Genomic DNA, 18911 nt, shown 5'->3' on the forward strand with positions numbered 1-18911 from the left:
GCATGAGACAGATTCCGATGACGCGCTCCTGTCCTTTCAGCCCGCCGGACGGGGCCGCCGACGAGGCGTTCGGCAAGGTGCGGCTCGACACCGGCGACGAGGTCTGGTATGCCACCAGCCACGACCTGGTCCGCCGGCTGTTCGCCGACACCCGCTTCAGCTCCGAGGTGGAGGGCGGCCAGCAGGGCGTACCGTTGTACGAGGCCCCGCCGCCGCCGGGGATGTTCGTCCAAATGGACCCGCCCCGGCACACCCGGATACGCCGCATGCTCACCGGCCGCTTCACCCTGCAGCGCATGAACCGGCTGCGACCCAGGATCGAGCAGATCATCGCCGACCAGCTCGACCACGTGGAGAAGCAGCCGCGGCCGGTGGACCTGGTCGAGCACTTCGCGCTGCCGGTGCCGACGCTGGTGATCTGCGAGCTGCTCGGCGTGCCGTACGCCGACCGCGAGAACTTCCAGATCGCCAGCGTCCGGCTGCTCGACACGAACCTCGACATCGAGACGGCCACGGCGGCGCTGGAGGACTTCGGGGTCTACCTCACCGAGCTCGTCGCGGCCAAGCGCGCCCGGCCGGGGGAGGGGCTGCTGGACGACCTGCTCGCCGGCACCGACCTGACCGACGAGGAGGTGGCGGGGGTCGCCGTGCTGCTGCTGATCGCCGGCCACGAGACCAGCGCCAGCGTGCTGGGCGTCGGCACGCTGCTGCTGCTCCAGCGGCCCGATCAGCTCGCGCTGCTGCGCGATGAGCCCGAGGTCGCCAAGACCGCGGCGGACGAGATGCTGCGCTACCTGTCGGTCGTCGACACCCTCATGTTCCGGCGGGCCTCGCAGGACCTCGAACTGGGCGGGGTGACGATCCCGGAGGGCGACTTCCTCACCGTCTCGCTGGCCGCGGCCAACCGGGACCCGTCCCTGTGCGAGAACCCCGACGTCCTGGACCTCGCCCGGCCGCGTACCCATCACCTGGCCTTCGGCTTCGGCCCGCACCAGTGCCTCGGGCAGAATCTCGCCAGGATGGAGCTGGAGATCGCCTTCCCCGCGTTGCTGCGCCGCCTGCCCGGGTTGCGGCTGGCCGTACCGCTGGAGGAGGTGCCGAAGCGCGTGGGGATGCTCGTGTACGGCGTGGACCGGCTGGAGGTGACGTGGTGATCGTCGTGGACAGGGAGCGGTGCGCCGCCGCCGGGCAGTGCGCGGCGTGGGCGCCCGAGGTCTTCGACCAGGATCCCGACGACGGCCGGATCGTCCTGCTCGCTCAGGCCGACGGCCCGCAGGTGCGGCGCGCGGTCTCCGGCTGCCCCACAGGGGCGATCACGCTCATGCCGTCGAGCAGGTAGCCGAGGCCGCGGGCGAAGGTGGCCGCCCAGTCGTGGGCCAGGCCGTGCGCGGCCAGCGTGGGATACGGGCGCAGGTGCTCGGTGAGGTCGGCGGCGCTGTCGTGGGCCTGGAGGGTGACCGAGCCGATCACGAACGTGGACAGGCTGTGCGCGGCCGCCCGCACGTCGGGCAGCCCGGCCTCCTCCAGCGTGCGGTAGAGGAAGTCGGTACGGCCGAGCGCGTTCGGCCCCATCATGGGCCGGTCGAGCAGGGTGATCGACCACGGGTGGCGCAGCATCGCCGCCCGCCAGGCCGAGCACAGCCCCTCGGCGCGCGCCCGCCAGTCACCCTCCGAGGGCGGCTTTGCCTCGCCGAACACCGCGTCGAGTGCCAGGTCGAGCACGTCGTCCTTGGTCTTCACGTGCCAGTACAGCGTGGTGGACCCGGTGCCGAGCCGCTCGGCCAGCCGCCGCATGGTCAGCCGGTCGATGCCCTCCTCGTCGAGCAGGGCGAGGGCCTCGGCCACGATCCGCTCGATGGTCAGCACCTGGCGGGCGGGTTTGCGGGGCCGCAGCCACACGTTCTCGTCGCTCACCCGGCCGATAATACGCTGTACGCCGACCGGATCGATGGTCTAGTAATAGAACGGTGAGCCATATCGAGGTCGACGACCTGACCTACGTGCTGCCCGACGGCCGCCTGCTGCTCAACGAGGTGTCGTTCAAGGTCGGCGAGGGCGCCAAGGCCGCCATGGCCGGCCCCAACGGCGCCGGGAAGACCACGCTGCTGCGCCTGATCGCCGGTGAGCTGCGGCCCACCGCCGGGCGGGTGCGCGCCGGCGGCGGGATCGGGGTGATGCGCCAGTTCCTCGACGCGGGAAGCGTCGGGGACCTGCTGCTGTCGGTCGCGCCTCCGCCGGTCCGCGCCGCCGTCGCGTCGGTACGGCGGACCGAGGCGGCCCTGGGCGACGACGAGACGAGCCAGCTCGCCTACGCCCAGGCGCTCAGCGACTACGCCGACGCCGGAGGCTACGAACTGGAGGTCGTCTGGGACGTGTGCACGACGGCCGCGTTCGGCCTGCCGTACCTGTCGGCGCGGGAGCGGGACGTGCGCACGCTGTCCGGCGGCGAGCAGAAGCGCCTGATGCTGCACGCCCTGCTGCGCGGCCCCGACGGCGTCCTGCTCCTGGACGAACCCGACAACTACCTCGACATGCCCGGCAAGCAGTGGCTGGAGGGCGAACTGCGCGCCTCCGCCAAGACCGTGCTGCTCGTCTCGCACGACCGCAGGCTGCTGGCCGAGGTCGCCGACCGGATCGTCACCGTCGAGGCGCGCGGCGTGTGGGTGCACGGCGGCGGCTACACCGGCTACCCCCAGGCCCGCCGCGACCGCGCCGCCCGCCTCGACGAGCGCCGCCGCCGCTGGGAGGACGAACGCGCCAGGCTCCGCGGCGCCGTCCACACGCTGCGCCAGCGCGCCACCCGCAACGACGCGCTGTCCGGGGCCTACCGGTCCGCCGTGACCAGGCTCGCCCGCTACGAGGAGGCGGGCCCGCCGGAGCGCCCGCCGAAGGAACAGAACATCCGCATGCGGCTGCGCGGCGGCCGCACCGGCAAACGCGCGCTCACCGTGCGCGAACTCGCCCTGCCCGGCCTCGTGCGCGCCTTCAGCACCGAGATCTGGTACGGCGAGCGGATCGGCGTCCTCGGCCTCAACGGGACCGGCAAGTCGCACTTCCTGCGGCTCCTGGCCGGGGAGCCGATCGCCCACACCGGGGCGTTCACCCTGGGCGCCCGGGTGCGGCCCGGGTGGTTCGCGCAGACCCACCTGCGTCCCGACCTGCACGGCCGCCCGATCGCCGAGCTGATCATGGCGACCTACGGCGTGGAGCGCAACGACGCGATGGCCGCGCTGGCCCGCTACGAGCTGGCTCCGGCGGGCGGCCAGCACTTCGAGACGCTCTCGGGCGGGCAGCAGGCGCGGCTGCAGATCCTGCTGCTGGAGCTGTCAGGGGCGACGTTGCTGCTGCTGGACGAGCCCACGGACAACCTCGACCTGGCCAGCGCGGAGGCGTTGCAGCGGGGGCTGTCGGCCTACGAGGGCACCGTGCTGGCCGTCACCCACGACCGCTGGTTCGCCGCCGACTTCGACCGCCACCTCACCTTCACCGCCACCGGCCACGTCCACGACTCCCCCAACCCCGACCCGGCCTTCTAACCCCACACCCCCACACCCCCACGCCCCGGCACCCGCGATATCGCGTGACATCCTGCGCTGCCCGCGCTCCCACGGGCGTGTTCACGCGGTCGCGGCGCTTCCGAGCTCGGACCCCGACGCGCGCCCGGCCAGGCGGAGGGCACGGGGCCGGCACGCGAAGATCGGGCGGGACCGGCCGGGCGGGGTCACGTGGGGGTCGGTGAGGGGTGGGGGTGGGCTGGCATGCTGGGGAGGCGTGTAAACAGCGGTAGCGTCGAGCGGTGGTTCTGCCCGGCGAACAACGTGAAGCGGAGCGGGTGGATGGAAGCGGAGCGGCCCAGCGCGATCGGGCAGGCGCTGCTGGCGGTCAGCGACCAGTGGACGATGCTCATCCTGCAGCGCGCCTTCCTGCTGCGCCTGCGCCGCTTCGCCGACTGGCGCGACGAGCTCGGCATGTCGGAGTCGGTGCTGTCCAACCGGCTCAAGGAGATGGTCGCGGGCGACCTGCTCAGGCCGGTGCCCTACCGGGAGCAGGGGCGGACGCGGACCGAGTACCTGCTGACCGAGCGGGCCATCGAGCTGTGGCCGGTGCTGGTGGAGATCTGGTCGTGGGAACGGCGGTGGGTGCCCAGGCGGCACGGGCTGCCGGAGCTGGCGCATGATGTGTGCGGGAGCCGTACCGACGTCGAGCTGGGGTGTCTGGGGTGCGGGGCGGCGCCCGTCGGCGCGCGCGACACCGAGACGTCGCGGGGGGCGGCGACCTTCGCCCAGGTGACGGTGCCGCGGCATCATCGCAGGATCGTGCGTGCGGGGGAGGACGATCCGCTGTCGTATTTGCCGGAGACGTTCGAGCTGCTCGGGGATCGGTGGAGCACGGTGGTTCTGGCGGCCGCCTTTCTGGGGGTGCGGCGGTTCGCGGACTTCCAGGCCGAGCTGGGGGTGGCGCCGTCGGTGCTGTCCAGCCGGCTGCGGCGTTTCACCGAGCTCGGCGTGCTGGACGTGGAGGAGCCGGGGGCGCGGCCCCGCTACCGGCTGACCGGCAAGGGGCTCGGCTTCTTCGGGATCTTCGCGTTTCTGGTCGAGTGGGCGCAGAAGTGGTACGAGGGGCCGGCGGACACCGATCTGCGGTTCACCCATCGGGCCTGCGGGCGGTCGTTTCTGCCGTACCTGAGGTGCGGGTCGTGCGGGGTGGCGCTGAGCCGCACCGAGGTGCACTTCGTGATCCCCGAGCGGCGGCTGCCGCTGGCCGGGACCGCCTGAGGTTCGCGGCGGGCTGTGGCATCATGTGCGGGTGCATGTCGGCCGGCCCGTTCTGCGCGCTTTGCGCGCCACCGCGTTCGCGGTGGCCTGCGTGCTGGCCTCGCTCACCCTGCACATGCTGGCCGGAGGCGCACAGATACGGCCCGTCACCCTCGCGCTCGCGCTCGCGCTGACCTGGGCCGGGGCCTACCTGCTCGGCCGCCGGCAGCGCGGCAGGGAACTTCTGCTGGCCACGAGCTTCGCCGCCCAGTACGGCATGCACCACCTGTTCACCGCCGGTGCCGTGCCCGTGGCCGCCCCGGTGGCCGCTCATGGGCACGGCGACGGGCTCGGCAACGGCCTGGGCATGTTCCTCGTGCACGCCGTCGTCGCCCTGATCTCCGCCTGGTGGCTTGAGCGCGGCGAGTGCGCGCTGGCTCTGCTGGCACATCTGGCCGTCGCCTCCGTCGGCGGCCTGTGGGCCCGGCTGTTCGTCCTGCTGACCGCCACGCCGGAGACCGGCTCCGCCGGGCTGGCGCCGGTCGAGGACGAGGGCACGCTCGCCCCTCGTACGCCCTTCGTCACGATCGTCTCCCGGCGTGGACCGCCGCTCATTCTCTCCGTTCACTGAACCCGGGCATCCCCGCCCGGGCGCTCCCGGGCGTCTCCGCCTGGGCGTAAGGCCGTGCGCTCCGGCAGCCGCGGCCTCCGCGCGTGTCCTCCTCGATCAGGGCCGCGTCCGAACCCCCTGACCGGATCGCGCGTACCTCGCTGTGCGCGCCACCGGCCGAACGGAGAAACCACCATGAGCTCCTCCACCGACGTCATCGAACGGACCGAGAGCGTCGATCCACCCCCCGGGCGATCGGCGAGCTGGCCGGCGCTGCGCCCGCTCGTGCTGCGCCTTCACTTCTACGCCGGGCTCCTCATCGCCCCGTTCCTCCTGGTCGCGGCCACCACCGGCCTGCTGTACGCGGCGTCGTACCAGATCGAGAAGATCGTCTACGCGCACGAGCTGACCGCGCCGCCCGGGGGCCCGAGCCTGCCCCTGGAACGGCAGATCGCCGCCGCCCGCGCCGCGCACCCGCGGGCCCCGATCACCGCGGTACGGCCCGCCGCCGAGCCCGGCGAGACCACCCGCGTCCTGCTGGACGTGCCCGGCCTGCCGGACAGCACCCAGCTCGCCGTCTTCGTGGACCCGTCCACCGCCCAGGTACGCGGCTCGCTGGAGAGCTACGGCGGCTCCGGCGCGCTGCCGGTGCGCGCCTGGATCTCCCACCTCCACCGCAACCTGCACCTGGGCGAACCCGGCCGCATCTACAGCGAGCTGGCGGCCAGCTGGCTCTGGGTCGTCGCGCTCGGCGGCCTGCTCCTGTGGATCGGCCGCAAGCGGCGCAAGGGCACCCGCCTGCGCCGCCTGACCACGCCGGAGCGCGGCGTCACCGGCCGGCGGCGGATCCTCTCCTGGCACGGCTCGATCGGCCTGTGGGCGGTGGTGGGCCTGGTGTTCCTGTCGGCCACGGGCCTGACCTGGTCGAAGTACGCCGGTGACAACGTCGACCGGCTCCGCACCACGCTCGGCTGGACCACACCGTCCATCGCCACCGGCGGCGAGCACGGCGCCCACGCCCCCTCCGCCGCCGGCGGGCACCGGCATGGCGGCGGCGACGTCGGCCCCGACCGGGTCACGGCGGCCGCGGCGGGCCGGGGGCTGTCCGGGCCGCTGGAGATCGTCTGGCCGGCCAAGCCCGGCGAGCCGTACCTGGTCAAGGAGTCCGACAAGACCTGGCCGCAACGGCTGGACCAGGTGGCCGTCGACCCCGCCACCGGCCAGGTGCGCGCCGAACTGCGCTTCGCCGACTTCCCCCTGGCCGCCAAGCTCACCCGCTGGGGCATCGACGGGCACCAGGGACTGCTGTTCGGCCTGGCCAACCAGATCGTGCTGATGCTGCTCGCGGCGGGCGTCATCACCATGATCGTGCTCGGCTACCGGATGTGGTGGTCGCGCCGCCCGAAACTCGGCGGCTACCCGCGCGGCGGCTGGCGCGGCGTGCGCTGGGTGGTTCTGATCCCCTTTGCGCTGGTGGCCGTGGGTGTGGGGTACTTCCTGCCGCTCCTGGGCATCTCCCTGTGCGCGTTCCTGCTGCTCGACATCGTGCTCGGCCGGGTTCTCGCGGGCAGGCGCGGCTGACACCATGGCGGATGTGTCCCCTCGGGATCCGAGTCTGCGCCTGATCCGCGCCGCCGTCTTCGGCATGGCGTGCGTCGTGGTCTCCGCGGGAGGACACCTGCTGGCCGGAGGCGGCGCCATCGCGCCGTGGGCGCTCGCCCTCGGCGCCGCCGCCTCCCTGTCGCTCGCCCTGGTGCTCGGCGGGCGCGAACGGAGCCGCGAAGGCGTCCTGGCCGCCACCGCCGGGACGCAGATGCTGCTGCACCTGCTGTTCGCGCAGACGTCGGCGCACGTCGTCGTGCCCGATCACGGGCATCCGCGTCCCGGCATGGTGGTGGCCCACTTCACGGTCGCGCTGCTGACCGGGTGGTGGCTGTATCGCGGCGAGAGCGCCGTGTGGACCCTGCTGCGCCTGTGGTCCGCGCCGCCGCCGCGCCTGCCGCGGCTGCTGGCCGCCGCTCCGGTGCGGCTGCCTTCCGCGATGCGGCCGGCCGTACCGGAAGGTGAACCGGAGCCCCGCGGGCGGCGTGAGCTCGCCGCGGTGGTGCACCGGCGCGGACCCCCGGGGCCGCCGCGCGCCGGCTGACGTGCGCCGGCGCCACAGGCGTCCATCCGGTGTCCCCGGCCTTTCTGCGGGCCGGGTCGTTTCCATGGAGTTTCAGACGATGGCGAAGCTGCCGCGTTCCATCCTGACCGCGGTGATCTGCGGTCTTGTGCTGGTCTTTCTGCCCACCGCCGCTCTTGCCCACGACGCGCTCAAGTCGAGCTCGCCGGGCAAGAACGCCAAGGTGAAGTCGCTTGAGGAGATCGAGCTGGAGTTCACCGCCAAGATCCGCATGCCGGTCGTGGTACTGCGGGACAGCGGCGACAAGCTCGTTCCTTTGAGCAAGCCCGTCGCCGACGACAAGACCGTCACCACCGAGGTGCCCGAGGCGCTGGCCGCCGGGCGCTACGTGATCGGCTGGCGGGTGGTCTCCTCAGACGGCCATCCGATCCAGGGGGAGATCCCCTTCACCGTGACCGCCCCGCCCACCCCCACCTCCGACCCCACCCCCACCGACACGGCCGGCCCCGCTGAGTCCACGGCTCCGGCGCCGCCGGCGGAGAGCGCTTCCGTACAGCCCGCCGATCCGGGGCAGGCGGCGGCCGCGACCCAGGAGGGCCAGGGGCTGCCGGGCTGGATCTGGGTGGTGGCCGCCGTGCTGGTGGTGCTGGGCGCGGGCATGTGGTTCGCGGGCTCCCGCCGCCGCACCGCACCCACCGGACCGGTGTCCGGCAAGCCGGTCGAGGACGGTCCGGAATCCGGCAAGCCCACCGACGATGGGCCGGCGGCTGGAAAGGCGACCGAGGACGGTCCGGAGCCGGGTGGTCCGGCCAGCTGACGCCTTCACGATCCGGGACGTCCAGAGTCGCGACGGGTGAAGGCCGCGGGTGGTCTATGGGACTGGTCTGCGGGGGGCGAGGGTTTGGAGTGTGGTGGTGCCGGCGGGGTCGCGGTCGGTGCTGACCGGCACCAGCGCCACCTCGTCCACGCCCGCCTCCGCGTACGCCGCCAGGCGCGCGGCCACCGTGTCCGCGTCGCCGAGCAGGGCCACCGAGGCGACCAGTTCGTCCGGCACCGCGGCCAGCAGGTCGCGAGGGTGCGGGCCGGTGCGCGCGTAGGCGACCACGTCCGCGAACCCGGCCTCGGCGAACATCTCGCCGTAGCCGGGCGCGGGCAGGTAGCCGACGACGGCGCGGCGGATGCGGTCCACGGCCTCGCGGCCGGGGTCCACGGCCGCGCTCACCCAGGCGGCCACCGAGACCTCGGGGTTGAGGGCGCGTACCTGGGCGGCGAGGCGGCCGGCCGACGCCGGAGTGATCAGGTTGAGCACCATCCGGTCGGCGCGGGCGGCTGTGCGCACCGCCGACGGCCCGAACGCCGCCACCGTCAGCCGTGAGCGCGGCGCGGGCAGCCGCAGCCGGTAGCCGTTGCTGGCCACCGACCCGCCGGTGAACGCCGACCGTTCACCGTCCAGCATCGGCCGCAGAGCCTCGACCGACTCCCGCAGCGCGGCGGCCGAGCGGGCGCGGGAACGTCCGTGCCAGCCCTCGACGACGAGCGGGCTCGAGGTGCCCAGGGCGACGTCCACATGCCTGCCGGTGAGCGCGGCCACGGAGGCGGCGCCCATGGCGATCGTCATCGGGTCCCGTACGGTCACCGCCAGCGGCCCGACCGTCAGCCCGATCCGCCCGGTGGCCAGCCCGATCGCCGTGGCCAGCGCGAACGCGTCATAGGTGGCCATCTCTCCGACCCACAGCGACGGGTACCCGAGGGCGTCGGCCGCCCGCGCGGTCGCCAGCGCCTCCTCAGCCGGCCGATCCTGCCACAACCCGAGCGAGACGCTGAGCCGCAACCCGAGCACGCCGCCGGACCCCAAGGGAGCGTCGTGGCTCATACCCGCTCCAGCAACACGGCCGACCCCGACCCGGCGGCCCCGCTCACCGCGGCCACCCCGTACCGCGCGCCCCTCCGGTGCAGTTCGGCGACGCAGGCGGCCACCAGCAGCGACCCGGTGGCGCCGAAAGCGTGGCCCATGGCGATGGTGCCGCCGTTGACGTTGAAGCGGTCGTCGCCGACCTTGAGGTCGCGCTGGAACTTCAGGCACAACGCCGCGAACGCCTCGGCGAACTCGAAGACCTCCACGTCGTCGGCGCTCAGCCCCGCCTGCGCCAGCACCTTCTCGACCGCCGCCTGCCCGGCCGTGAGCATCGTGACGGGGTCGCCGGTCGCCGTGGCGCTCCCGGTCACCCTGGCCAGCGGCTCCAGGTCCAGGCCGGTTCCGAGGAGCACCAGCCCGGCGGCGTCGCACAGGCTGGGCGAGGTGCCCCGGGTGTGGAGGTGGCGGATCCGGCCCAGTTCGGGCAGGTGGGCGAGGGCGACGGCGTCCTGGCCGGGGGAGCCGGCGAAGGCGGGTTCGAGCGCGGACAGGGCGGCCTGGGTGAGGCCGGGCCGTACGTGCTCGTCGTGGCCGAGGTCGTTCACCGGGACCAGGAATCGGTCGTAGCGGCCGCCCGCCCACGCCTCGGCGGCCAGGGTCTGGGTACGCAGGCCGTACCGGTCGAGTTCCTCGCGCGAGAAGCCCTCCAAGGTGGCGACCACGTCGGCCGCGACGCCCATGTGCAGGGACCCGACCGGCAGCGACCACAGCGGCCCGCGGTCGGAGAACATCGGCACGCGCGAGACGGACTCGACCCCGCCCGCGACGACGACCCGCGCGCTTCCCGAGGCGACGAGGGCGGCGGCGGTGCGCACGGCGTCGATGCCGGAGGTGCAGTACCGGTTGAGCGTCATGCCGGGTGTGTCGAAACCGGTGGTCAGGGCGGCGGTGCGGGCGAGGTTGCCGCCCTGTTCGGCGTTCTGGGTCGCGCAGCCGACGATCAGGTCGTCGGCCCGCGTGACCCCGGTACGCCCGACGAGCGCGCCCAGCAGCCCTTCGAGCATGGCCAGCGGCGTGACCTCGGCCAGTCCGCCGCCGGGGCGGGCCTTGCCGCGCGGGGTCCTGACGCAGTCGTAGACGTAGACGGTCATCGCAGCTGGTCCGCCCGCACCCAGGTGGCGTGGAAGCCGAGCGGCACCCGTCGCGGCAGCAGGACACGGGCGAGAGGCCCCTCGGAGATCCGCGAGGCGGCCAGGATCCGCACCTCGGAGCGGCCTTCGCGCTCGTCGGTGACGAAGGTGACCAGGTAGCCGTCGTCCTCGCCGGTCGAGCCGTCGCGCGGGGCGAAGGGGGCCTCGCTGCCGTAGACGCCGGGGCCGTAGGTGTGGGTCTCCTTGGCGCCGGTGAGGTTGTCGTAGCGGACCAGGCCGTCGAACAGGTTGGTCGCGGCGTCGGCGACCGAGACGTTGTAGGCGTAGCGGCTCGGCAGGCCGGTGGCGCGCGCGTCGATCGAGGGGAACTCGGTGTTGTGGTCGGCGTCCACGTACTGCTCGGAGGTGGCGCCGGTGCGCAGGTCGAAGCGGTAGCGGTACATGCGCGCGTCGAGCTTCAGATAGGCGATCATCCGCGACAGCGCGGAGCCGTTCCCGGACGGCGCGGGCCGCGAGACCCGGCAGACGTCCATGACGATCTCCCCGCCTTCCTCCCAGGCGTTGACGACGTGGTAGATGTAGCAGGGTTTCGCCTCGAACCACCGGATCTCATGCGCCTGCCCCCGGCGCGGGATCACCCCGAAGCGCGAAGGCAGCTCACGGTTGAAGGTGAGCTTGTAGCGGCCCTGCCGCGCGGCGTCGGGGTCCTGGTAGAGCGGCAGATCCATGAGGATCGCGTGGTTCTGGGTGATGGCCATGTCGTGCGGCAGCCGCGCCCCCGGCAGGTCCAGCTCCACACAGTGCTCGACCTGCCCCGACGCGCCCACCACTCCATAGCGCAGGTACGGCGGCCGCGGCCCGTAGTCGAACCAGAACAGCTCCCCGGTCCGCTCGTCCACCTTGGGATGCGCCATGAAGTCGCCGTTGAGCGTGTCGAGGAAGGTGTCGGCCCCCAGCGTCTCCAGCGACAGCGGATCCACGCCGTACGGCGAGCCGCACAGATACCAGGAGGCCAGCACCCGTCCCCGGTGGAAGATCACATCGGTGTTGGCCGTGTCCTTGAACGGCAGCCCGCGCGCGTTCCCGAACGGGTTGCCCTTCGGGTTCTCCATCACGCCGGTCCAGAGCGCCTGCCCCGCGGCGGACTCCGCCTCGAAGGCGCGGGTGCGGATCCAGCGGTTGCGGTAGCGGGCGCGGCCGTTCTCGAAATGGACGGCGTGCACCATGCCGTCCCCGTCGAACCAGTGGTAGCGGCCCTTCATCGGGAAGCGGGCGTTGGGCCCGTTGCGCAGGTAGACGCCGTTGAGGTCGGCGGGGATCCGCCCGATCACCGTCAGGTCGCCGGTGGTGAGCTCTTCCTGGACCGGCGCGTACAGGCCCAGCAGGTACGGGTTCCGCTCGCCCGACTCGTCCATGATCACGACAGTTTCGGCCATGCTTGGAAGCTACGATAGACGAAGTCAGCCGTCAATATCCGGACCGTTGACGACCTGACTTCTGCTTTCGTAGTGTTGCGGCCATCACACCCCTGGGGAGTCGCGATGACGCATTCCGCCGACCGGATCGCCCGCTACGTCGCCGCGGGCTGGTGGACAGAAGAGACCATTGACCAGCTCCTCCGCACCCACGTGGCGGCCCGGCCCGGCGTGCTCGCGATCGTCGACCCGCTCGACAAGGCCGCCCATCTCGACGGCCCGATCAAGCGCCTGACCTGGGAGGAGCTCGACGCTGACGTCGACAGGGTCGCCGGCGTGCTGCGCGGTCGCGGCATCGGCCCCGGCGACGTGGTGGCCGTCCAGCTGCCCAACAGCGTCGAGCTGGCGGTGACCTTCCTCGCCGTCTTCCGGCTCGGCGCGAGCGTCACGCCGTTCCCGGTCCAGTACCGCGCGTACGAGCTGGCCCAGCTCCTCCCGCTGTCCGGCGCGTCCCTGCTGGTCACCGGCCGGGACTCGCGCGCGCCGGCGGGCACCCCCACGCTGTCGTGGCCCGCGGACCTGGAGGGCGTGCGCGCCGCCCCGCCGCCGCCCCGCACGGCCGACCCGGCCGAGCGGGTGACGATCTGCTGGACCTCCGGCACCGAGGCGACGCCCAAGGGCGTGCCGCGCTGCCACTACGACTGGCTCGCGGTCGAATCCGTCTGTACGGCCGCGCCCGCCCTCACCGCCGGCGACGTGATACTCAACCCGTTCCCCATGGTCAACATGGCCGGCATCGGCGGCGTCTTCCTCCCCTGGCTGCGCTCCGGCGCTCTGCTGGTCCAGCACCACCCCTTCGACCTGCCCACCTACCTGGCCCAGATCGCCGCGGAACGCGTCACCTACACCCTCGCCCCGCCCGCGCTGCTCACCCTGCTGCTGCACCAGGAGGCGATCCTCGCCAAGGCCGACATCTCCTCGCTGACCAGGATCGGTTCCGGCTCCGCGCCGCTGCCGCCGCCGATGGTCCGCGGCTGGCAGGAGAAACACGGAATCGCGATCATCAACTTCTTCGGCTCCAACGAGGGCGTCGCGCTGCTGTCGGACCCCGCCCACATGCCCGACCCCGAGACCCGCGCCCGTTACTTCCCCCGCCCCGGCGCGCCCGGTGCGCCCGCCCTGCTGGACCGGGTCGGCACCAAGCTCGTTGCCCCCGACGGCCACGAGATCACCGAGCCAGGAGTGCCCGGCGAACTGCGGCTCAGCGGGCCCACCGTCTTCGCCGGCTACCTGCCGGGCACCGCCGTGGCGGAGCCGTTCGACGAGGACGGGTATCTCAGGACCGGCGACCTGTTCGAGATCGCCGGCGAGCACGGCCAGTACCTGCGCTACGTCGACCGGGCCAAGGACATCATCATCCGCGGCGGCATGAACATCGCCCCCGCCGAGCTGGAGGGGCTGCTGGCCGGGCACCCGTCGGTGGCGGAGTCCGCGGTGGCCGGCTACCCCGACGACGTGCTCGGGGAGAAGGTCTGCGCGGTCGTCGTCGCCAAGGGCGAGATCTCGCTGGAGTCCGTCGTGGCGTTCCTGCGCGACAAGGGCATCGCCTCCTACAAGCTGCCCGAGCGGCTGGAGATCGTCGAGGCGCTGCCCAGAAGCCCGGTCGGCAAGATACTCAAGAGGGAGCTGAAGCTGTGATCCGCGTCCTCGGCGGCCACCAGACCGACTTCGCCCGCTCCGGCGCCAGTCTGTACGACATGATGCGCGAGGCCTCGCTCGGCGCGCTGGAGTCGGCGGGCGTGGCGGCGCGGGAGGTGGAGGTCGCGCACGTCGGCAACCTGGCCGGAGAGCTGTTCGCCGGCCAGGCCCACCTCGGCGGCATGGTCGCCGCCATCGACCCGGCCTGGTCCATGCTGCCCGCCTCCCGTCACGAGGCCGCGTGCGCCTCCGGGTCGATGGCGGTGCTGGCCGCCATGGCCGACCTGGAGGCGGGCCGCTACGACGTGGCGCTGGTCGTCGGCGTCGAGCTCATGCGCAACGTCGGCGCCAAGGAGGCCGCCCAGCACCTCGGCTGCGCGGCGTGGGCCGGCCGCGAGGCGCAGGGGGCGGACTTCCCGTGGCCCGCGCTGTTCGCCGAGATCGCCGACGAGGTCGACGTCCGCTACGGGCTCGCCCACGAGCACCTCGCCCGCATCGCCGAGATCAACCACGGCAACGCCCTGCGCAACCCGCTCGCCCAGTCGCGCTCCTGGACCTTCCCCGACGGCTGCTTCGGCGCCGACGACGTGCTCAACCCGCCGGTCGAGGGACGGCTGCGCAAGTACGACTGCGGCCGCGTCACCGACGGCGCCGCCGCCGTCGTCCTGGCCTCCGACCGGTACGGCAGGCCAGGCCCCGCCATCTCCGGCTGGGGGCACAGGACGGCGCCGATGCTGCTCAAGGACAAGCTGGCCGCGCGCGAGCCGTACCTCTTCCCCCATCTGCGGCGCGCCGTGCTCGACACCTACGAGCGGGCCGGGCTGCGCGGCCCGGCCGACGTGGACGTGATCGAGACCCACGACTGCTTCACGATCACCGAGTACGTGGCGCTCGACCACCTCGGGCTCACGCCGCCGGGCGAGTCGTGGCGGGCCGTCGAATCAGGGGCGATCGAGTTCGGCGGATCGCTGCCGGTCAACCCGTCGGGCGGGCTCATCGGGCTCGGCCACCCCGTCGGCGCCACCGGGGTGCGCATGCTGTACGACGCCGCCCGGCAGGTCTCGGGCGGGGCGGGGGAGTGCCAGGTGGAGGGCGCGCGCACCGCGCTGACCCTCAACATCGGGGGCAGCTGCACCACGGTCGCGCTGTTCGCGGTCACGGCCTGAAGACGTTAGGGCTCGCCGCCCCGGGGCAGCTGCGAGCTCATGAGCAGCATCGAGTATTCAGTAGACGTCATGGTCCCCGTCAGGGTGGCCTATAACCAGTGGACGCAGTTCGAGACGTTCCCCGAGTTCATGGAAGGGGTGGAGTCGGTCAAGCAGCTCACCGACACGCGCAACGCGTGGCTGGCGGAGATCGCCGGGGTCAGGCGGGAGTTCGAGACCGAGATCACCGAGCAGCACCCGGACGAGCGCATCGCCTGGCGCTCCGTCGACCGGCCGCACCAGGCCGGCGTCGTCACCTTTCACCGGCTCGACGACACCACGACCAGGGTCACGCTGCAGATGGAGTACGACCCGGAGGGCTTCGTCGAGACCGCCGGCGACTGGCTGCAACTCGTGCGGATGCGCGTCCAGGGCGACATGCGGCGCTTCAAGGACTACATCGAGGCGCGCGGCGGCGAGACCGGCGCGTGGCGCGGCGACGTCCCGTATCCGCACAGCACCGAAGCCGCACGGCCGCCCGGCGGCCGGCAAACTCCGGGCAACCCGGGCTACCCGCCCACTCCGGGCAACCCGCACGACCCGGGCGTCCCGCCCACTCCGGGAACCCCGCACGTGCCCGGCGATCCGGCCACCCCGGGCACGCCGTACCCCGGCGAGCGGCCGCCCGGCACGGGCTACCCGCGCTCGCCGGACCCGGGCCTGTAGTCCGTCCGCCCTCGGCCCCCTTCCCGGCCAGGGAAGGGGGTTTTCGAGCGTTCTAGCCGGGCTGGGTCACGCCGTTGATCTTGAAGGAGTAGGGCGCGTACTGCTGGACCTGCTCGCCCGGGTCGTCGACCGCCACGATGGCGGCCACCTTCGGGAACGGAGCCAGCAGCGCGAGCTGCAGCCGGCTGAGGCTGAAGGCGAACTTGTCGTCCACCTCCGCGTACAGGGCCACGGACCGCTTGCCGTCGTACCCGATCAGCCGGACGTTCCAGCTGTCGATCGCGATCGGCCTGACCTCGGTGACCGAGTCGAACGGGTCGAGGCTGGAGCCGTCGCTCACCGCGGCGCCGCCCACGGCGATGTCGTCGAGCTTGAGACCGCCCTCGTTGACGCCGCCGTCGCTGACGTAGCGGAAGTTGACGAGGATCTCCTGCCCGGCGTACGCGGCCAGGTCGAAGGTGTGCGGCTCGAAGCCGGTCGTGGTGCCGTTCAGGCCGGGGCCGAGCGGCGCCTGCGTGGTCCTGTCACCGGCGATCGGGGTGTAGGTGGCCCCGCCGTCGGTCGACACCATCACGTACGCGTAGTCGTACCCGGTCTCGGCCCCGTACTTGGCCAGGAAGCGCAGCACCGGGTCGGCGGCCGGGACGGTCACCTTGGCGACGGCCGTGGCGTCGAGGTTGTTGCGGTTGCCCGACCAGAGGACCGGGTTGCCTGGCCGGTCGGCGTCGTCGCCGACCACGGTCCACTGCAGCGGCGCGGGCGGCAGCGACCGTACCCCCTCGAAGGAGAGGGAGCGCAGGTCGCGCCCGCGCAGCTCCTTGCCGGCGGCGTCGCGCAGGGCGAGGTAGTCGGCGCCGTTGGGCGCCGCGCCGGGGGTGGCGTGGGAGTCGGGGTTGGCGAAGTTGACGCTGGAACGCAGGTTCGCCGCGGTGACCCGCTTCTTGGGCACGCCGATCACGACGCCGTGCCGGGACTCGCCCACGATGCCGTCGAGCAGCGTCATCGACTGATAGTCGTGGATGACCCGGTAGAGGTCGTTCTGTCCCTCGGCGGCGAGCTGCGCGGTGACGCTCTCCAGGCCGCGCTTGGCGTCGTTGTGAAGCCTGGTGAGGATGTCGGCGCCGAAGCGGTCGGCCAGGTAGAGCATGAAGGCGTAGGCGTTGCCGTAGTCGGCCAGCACGTCGCCGCCGGTGTTGCCCTCGCCCCACAGCGTCAGCGAGTTCTCCGGGCCGCCGCAGTCGCGCACGTTGGGGTTGGCGGGTGTCTGCACGGTGGCCCAGCCCTGCTGGCAGATCAGGTGGCTGTCCCAGCCCTTCTCGTGCACGGTCTTGAGGCTGTCGGAGTACCCGGTCAGGTACATGGCGTAGTCCGACAGGCCCTCGTTGATCCAGTTACCTTCGAAGGAGTCCGTGTAGTACATCTGCAGGTGCTGCCACTCGTGCGCGAACGTGCCCTCGTAGGAGTTGGGGCGGGCCGGGCGGCTGGTGCAGGGGTCGGAGGTGGGCTCGTCCGGCGGGTTGACCCCGGTGCGGTGGGCCCAGTCGAAGGCGTCGATCGTCATGACGTTGCGGTCGGTGGCCTCGTTGAGCGCCCCGGAGAAGAATCCCGCGGTGTAGGTGGTGTTCGCGGGGAAGTCGTAGAAGTTCGCGTCGCGCACGTTGTCGACCAGGGCGACGGTGTTGTCGCCGTCGCCGGTGAAGTCCCTGGGCACCTGAGAGGCGGTGCCGTCGCGGTCCGGCGGGGTGCTGAAGGCCGCCGTCTCCTTCGGGTACATGTTGGTGTCGAACTCGCTGATCATCCGGGCCACGTTGGCGTCGGTGATCGCGACTGAACCGGCCGGGCGGCAGTCGCCGGCGGGGAAGGCGAGGTCGTTGGCGACCCACACCTCGATCTTGGCGCCGACTCCGCGCAGCGTGAAGTCCTTCAGGTACCAGCCGGTGTTGTCGTCGCTGGCGAACCACTGCCGGACCGTTCCGACGGGCGGCGTGGGGGCGGCCGAACGCGCCTTGGCGGCCGTCTTCGGAGTGTAGGTGGCCGGCATCTCGTAGGTGGTGTCGTCGACCACCATCCGGGCGCTGGTCTTGGCGCCGGCGATCATGTCCCCGGGTGGGGCGGGATCGGGCGCCGCCGCCGCGCCGGAGGGCGCCGCGACGATCAGGAGAGGGAGGGTGAGTACGGTGGCGGCTAAGCCGATGAGGCGGCTACGAGCCATAAAAGGGTTCCCTTCACGTACCTCGGTTGACAGTAGGTACCCAAAGGGCATTTCCCAGAAAGATCAAGTGGATTATTTGCCAATACGCGCCGGCACTATTGGCTCATTCGCCGACGTTGAATATGATCTCCACGCGCCGGTTCTTGGCCCGGTTCTCCTCGATGGCCCGGCCTTCGAGCTGATTGGGCAGTTTCGGCTTGGCCTCGCCGAACCCCTTCGCCTGGACGGCGATGTCCCGGCCGTTCAGCGCGGCCTCAAGCACCCGCTGTACGGCCTGCGCGCGGCGCTGCGACAGGGCCACGTTGTAGGCGTCGGCGCCCTGGTCGTCGGTGTGGCCCTCGACGCTCACCGGACCCGATCCGATCGTGGCGGCGACGGCCGCGACGCGCTGCCGGGCCTTGGCGGTCAACGCGTGCTTGTCCAGGGCGAACAGCACATCGCTGGTCAGCGCCACGGTGACGGTCTGCCCGCGCTTCGACTCGCTCTGGCTGCCGTCCAGCGACTCGACCTCGGCCAGCAGGTCCTCCACGGGCGCGACCAGATCCTCGACCGGGGCGGGGACGGGCTCGGCGCGGGCGGGCCCGCCGGACAGGACCAGGGCGGCCGCGAGTGCCGCGGCGGCCAGCCGTTCAGGAGATCGGGACATCGGTCAGCCCGCCGAGCTCGCCAAGGGTGATGTTGACCTTCCCGACCTCGGGCGGCGGCGCCGCGTAGGTCGCCTGGAACGACAGCTTGCCGCCGGTCTCCACGGTGGTGGGGTCGGTCTTGGTGCAGGCGCAGGTGCCCTCAGGGCCCGTGCTCATGGCCGCGCGGTAGCGCTTGGCGTTCTGGACGTCGATGAGCGAGACGTTGGAGACGGAGTAGTCGGTGTTGTGCCGGCCCATCTTGGTGGCGACGCTCCAGCGCTCGCCCTCTTCCACGGTCAGCGTCCAGCTCAGCGTGGCCATCTTGCCCTCGCGGCGCAGTTCGGTGATCTCGACCTTGATCACGGCCTGGTCGTCGTTGACGCGGCGGGTGGCGATCACGGTCTCGCCCTGCGGCGCGGCCGTCTGTTTCGGCGCGGCCGGAGTCCCGGAAGCGGGCGGGTTCGCCGCCACCTTCTCTTCTCCGCCGCCGCCCTGGGGGAGTCCGCAAGCCGTAAGCGCCGAGGCCAGGACGGCGACGGCGACCATCTGTCGTCTCATGGGCCATCACCTTAGAAGGCCCGTGTTCAGGATCCG

18 protein-coding genes are annotated in these 18911 nt (G+C 72.4%); 11 read left to right on the plus strand and 7 right to left on the minus strand.

The window, feature by feature from the left end:
* The first annotated feature begins 2 nt into the window (after window positions 1-2).
* Together ACIBI5_RS04940 and ACIBI5_RS04945 are read left to right on the plus strand one after the other, a co-directional pair.
* A complete protein-coding gene (locus ACIBI5_RS04940; protein WP_397243247.1) occupies window positions 3-1154 on the plus strand; it encodes a cytochrome P450 in 1152 nt (383 codons plus the stop codon).
* Complete coding sequence (locus ACIBI5_RS04945) at window positions 1151-1339, plus strand: ferredoxin (protein WP_379640941.1); 189 nt, start codon at window positions 1151-1153, stop codon at window positions 1337-1339. The genes ACIBI5_RS04940 and ACIBI5_RS04945 overlap by 4 nt, the downstream gene beginning before the upstream one ends.
* On the opposite strand, the gene ACIBI5_RS04950 is transcribed toward ACIBI5_RS04945, so the two are convergent.
* Window positions 1258-1914, minus strand: coding sequence for a TetR/AcrR family transcriptional regulator (locus tag ACIBI5_RS04950; protein WP_397243249.1), 657 nt, complete (start codon window positions 1912-1914; stop codon window positions 1258-1260). The two genes, ACIBI5_RS04945 and ACIBI5_RS04950, sit on opposite strands and share 82 nt — an antisense overlap.
* A 53-nt stretch (window positions 1915-1967) precedes the next feature.
* Here ACIBI5_RS04950 and ACIBI5_RS04955 point away from each other — a divergent pair, with 53 nt between their 5' ends.
* The 6 genes from ACIBI5_RS04955 (at window position 1968) to ACIBI5_RS04980 (ending at window position 8306) form a co-directional block, all read left to right on the plus strand.
* Entirely contained in the window at window positions 1968-3536 is a 1569-nt protein-coding gene (locus ACIBI5_RS04955; RefSeq protein ID WP_397243251.1) for an ABC-F family ATP-binding cassette domain-containing protein, read from the plus strand.
* A gap of 300 nt (window positions 3537-3836) precedes the next feature.
* A complete protein-coding gene (locus ACIBI5_RS04960; protein ID WP_397243253.1) occupies window positions 3837-4775 on the plus strand; it encodes a winged helix-turn-helix transcriptional regulator in 939 nt (312 codons plus the stop codon).
* Window positions 4776-4806: 31 nt separating this feature from the next.
* Entirely contained in the window at window positions 4807-5385 is a 579-nt protein-coding gene (locus ACIBI5_RS04965; RefSeq protein ID WP_397243255.1) for a hypothetical protein, read from the plus strand.
* Window positions 5386-5559: 174 nt separating this feature from the next.
* The gene (locus ACIBI5_RS04970) at window positions 5560-6945 is read left to right on the plus strand and encodes a PepSY-associated TM helix domain-containing protein (RefSeq protein WP_397243257.1); all 1386 of its coding nucleotides are present in this window, start codon (window positions 5560-5562) and stop codon (window positions 6943-6945) included.
* Between the two features lie 13 nt (window positions 6946-6958).
* Window positions 6959-7510 (plus strand): MFS transporter, encoded by a 552-nt coding sequence (locus ACIBI5_RS04975; RefSeq protein WP_397243259.1) that lies wholly within the window; start codon window positions 6959-6961, stop codon window positions 7508-7510.
* Between the two features lie 79 nt (window positions 7511-7589).
* On the plus strand, window positions 7590-8306 hold the full coding sequence (locus ACIBI5_RS04980; RefSeq protein WP_397243261.1) for a copper resistance protein CopC: 717 nt from the start codon (window positions 7590-7592) through the stop codon (window positions 8304-8306).
* A 54-nt stretch (window positions 8307-8360) separates the two neighbouring features.
* Here ACIBI5_RS04980 and ACIBI5_RS04985 read toward each other — a convergent pair whose 3' ends face one another.
* Genes ACIBI5_RS04985 through ACIBI5_RS04995 form a run of 3 tightly spaced genes read right to left on the minus strand, consistent with a single transcriptional unit; the run spans window position 8361 to window position 11931 of the window.
* The gene (locus ACIBI5_RS04985) at window positions 8361-9362 is read right to left on the minus strand and encodes an LLM class F420-dependent oxidoreductase (RefSeq protein WP_397243263.1); all 1002 of its coding nucleotides are present in this window, start codon (window positions 9360-9362) and stop codon (window positions 8361-8363) included.
* Complete coding sequence (locus ACIBI5_RS04990) at window positions 9359-10495, minus strand: acetyl-CoA C-acyltransferase (protein ID WP_397243265.1); 1137 nt, start codon at window positions 10493-10495, stop codon at window positions 9359-9361. Before ACIBI5_RS04990 ends, ACIBI5_RS04985 begins: the two co-directional genes overlap by 4 nt.
* Window positions 10492-11931, minus strand: coding sequence for a carotenoid oxygenase family protein (locus ACIBI5_RS04995; RefSeq protein WP_397243267.1), 1440 nt, complete (start codon window positions 11929-11931; stop codon window positions 10492-10494). Before ACIBI5_RS04995 ends, ACIBI5_RS04990 begins: the two co-directional genes overlap by 4 nt.
* Window positions 11932-12036: 105 nt before the next feature.
* Here ACIBI5_RS04995 and ACIBI5_RS05000 point away from each other — a divergent pair, with 105 nt between their 5' ends.
* The 3 genes from ACIBI5_RS05000 to ACIBI5_RS05010 are packed head-to-tail and all read left to right on the plus strand — an operon-like array spanning window position 12037 to window position 15479.
* A complete protein-coding gene (locus ACIBI5_RS05000) occupies window positions 12037-13608 on the plus strand; it encodes a class I adenylate-forming enzyme family protein (protein ID WP_397243269.1) in 1572 nt (523 codons plus the stop codon).
* Window positions 13605-14774 carry an acetyl-CoA acetyltransferase gene (locus ACIBI5_RS05005; RefSeq protein ID WP_397243271.1) on the plus strand — a complete coding sequence of 390 codons (1170 nt, stop codon included), beginning with the start codon at window positions 13605-13607 and terminating at the stop codon, window positions 14772-14774. Before ACIBI5_RS05000 ends, ACIBI5_RS05005 begins: the two co-directional genes overlap by 4 nt.
* A 39-nt stretch (window positions 14775-14813) precedes the next feature.
* Window positions 14814-15479: an SRPBCC family protein gene (locus tag ACIBI5_RS05010; RefSeq protein ID WP_397243273.1), complete on the plus strand. Its 666-nt coding sequence runs from the start codon at window positions 14814-14816 to the stop codon at window positions 15477-15479.
* A 52-nt stretch (window positions 15480-15531) separates the two neighbouring features.
* Here the strand turns inward: ACIBI5_RS05010 and ACIBI5_RS05015 are convergent, their stop codons facing one another.
* From ACIBI5_RS05015 to ACIBI5_RS05025, 3 genes are all read right to left on the minus strand, one after another.
* The gene (locus tag ACIBI5_RS05015) at window positions 15532-17691 is read right to left on the minus strand and encodes a hypothetical protein (RefSeq protein ID WP_397243275.1); all 2160 of its coding nucleotides are present in this window, start codon (window positions 17689-17691) and stop codon (window positions 15532-15534) included.
* Window positions 17692-17794: 103 nt separating this feature from the next.
* A complete protein-coding gene (locus ACIBI5_RS05020) occupies window positions 17795-18337 on the minus strand; it encodes an OmpA family protein (RefSeq protein WP_397243277.1) in 543 nt (180 codons plus the stop codon).
* Window positions 18321-18875, minus strand: a complete 555-nt coding sequence (locus tag ACIBI5_RS05025; protein WP_397243279.1) for a hypothetical protein — start codon at window positions 18873-18875, stop codon at window positions 18321-18323. The genes ACIBI5_RS05020 and ACIBI5_RS05025 overlap by 17 nt, the downstream gene beginning before the upstream one ends.
* Window positions 18876-18911: the final 36 nt, after the last annotated feature.

It is taken from the genome of Nonomuraea sp. NPDC050540, assembly GCF_044457485.1.
Taxonomy (GTDB): domain Bacteria; phylum Actinomycetota; class Actinomycetes; order Streptosporangiales; family Streptosporangiaceae; genus Nonomuraea.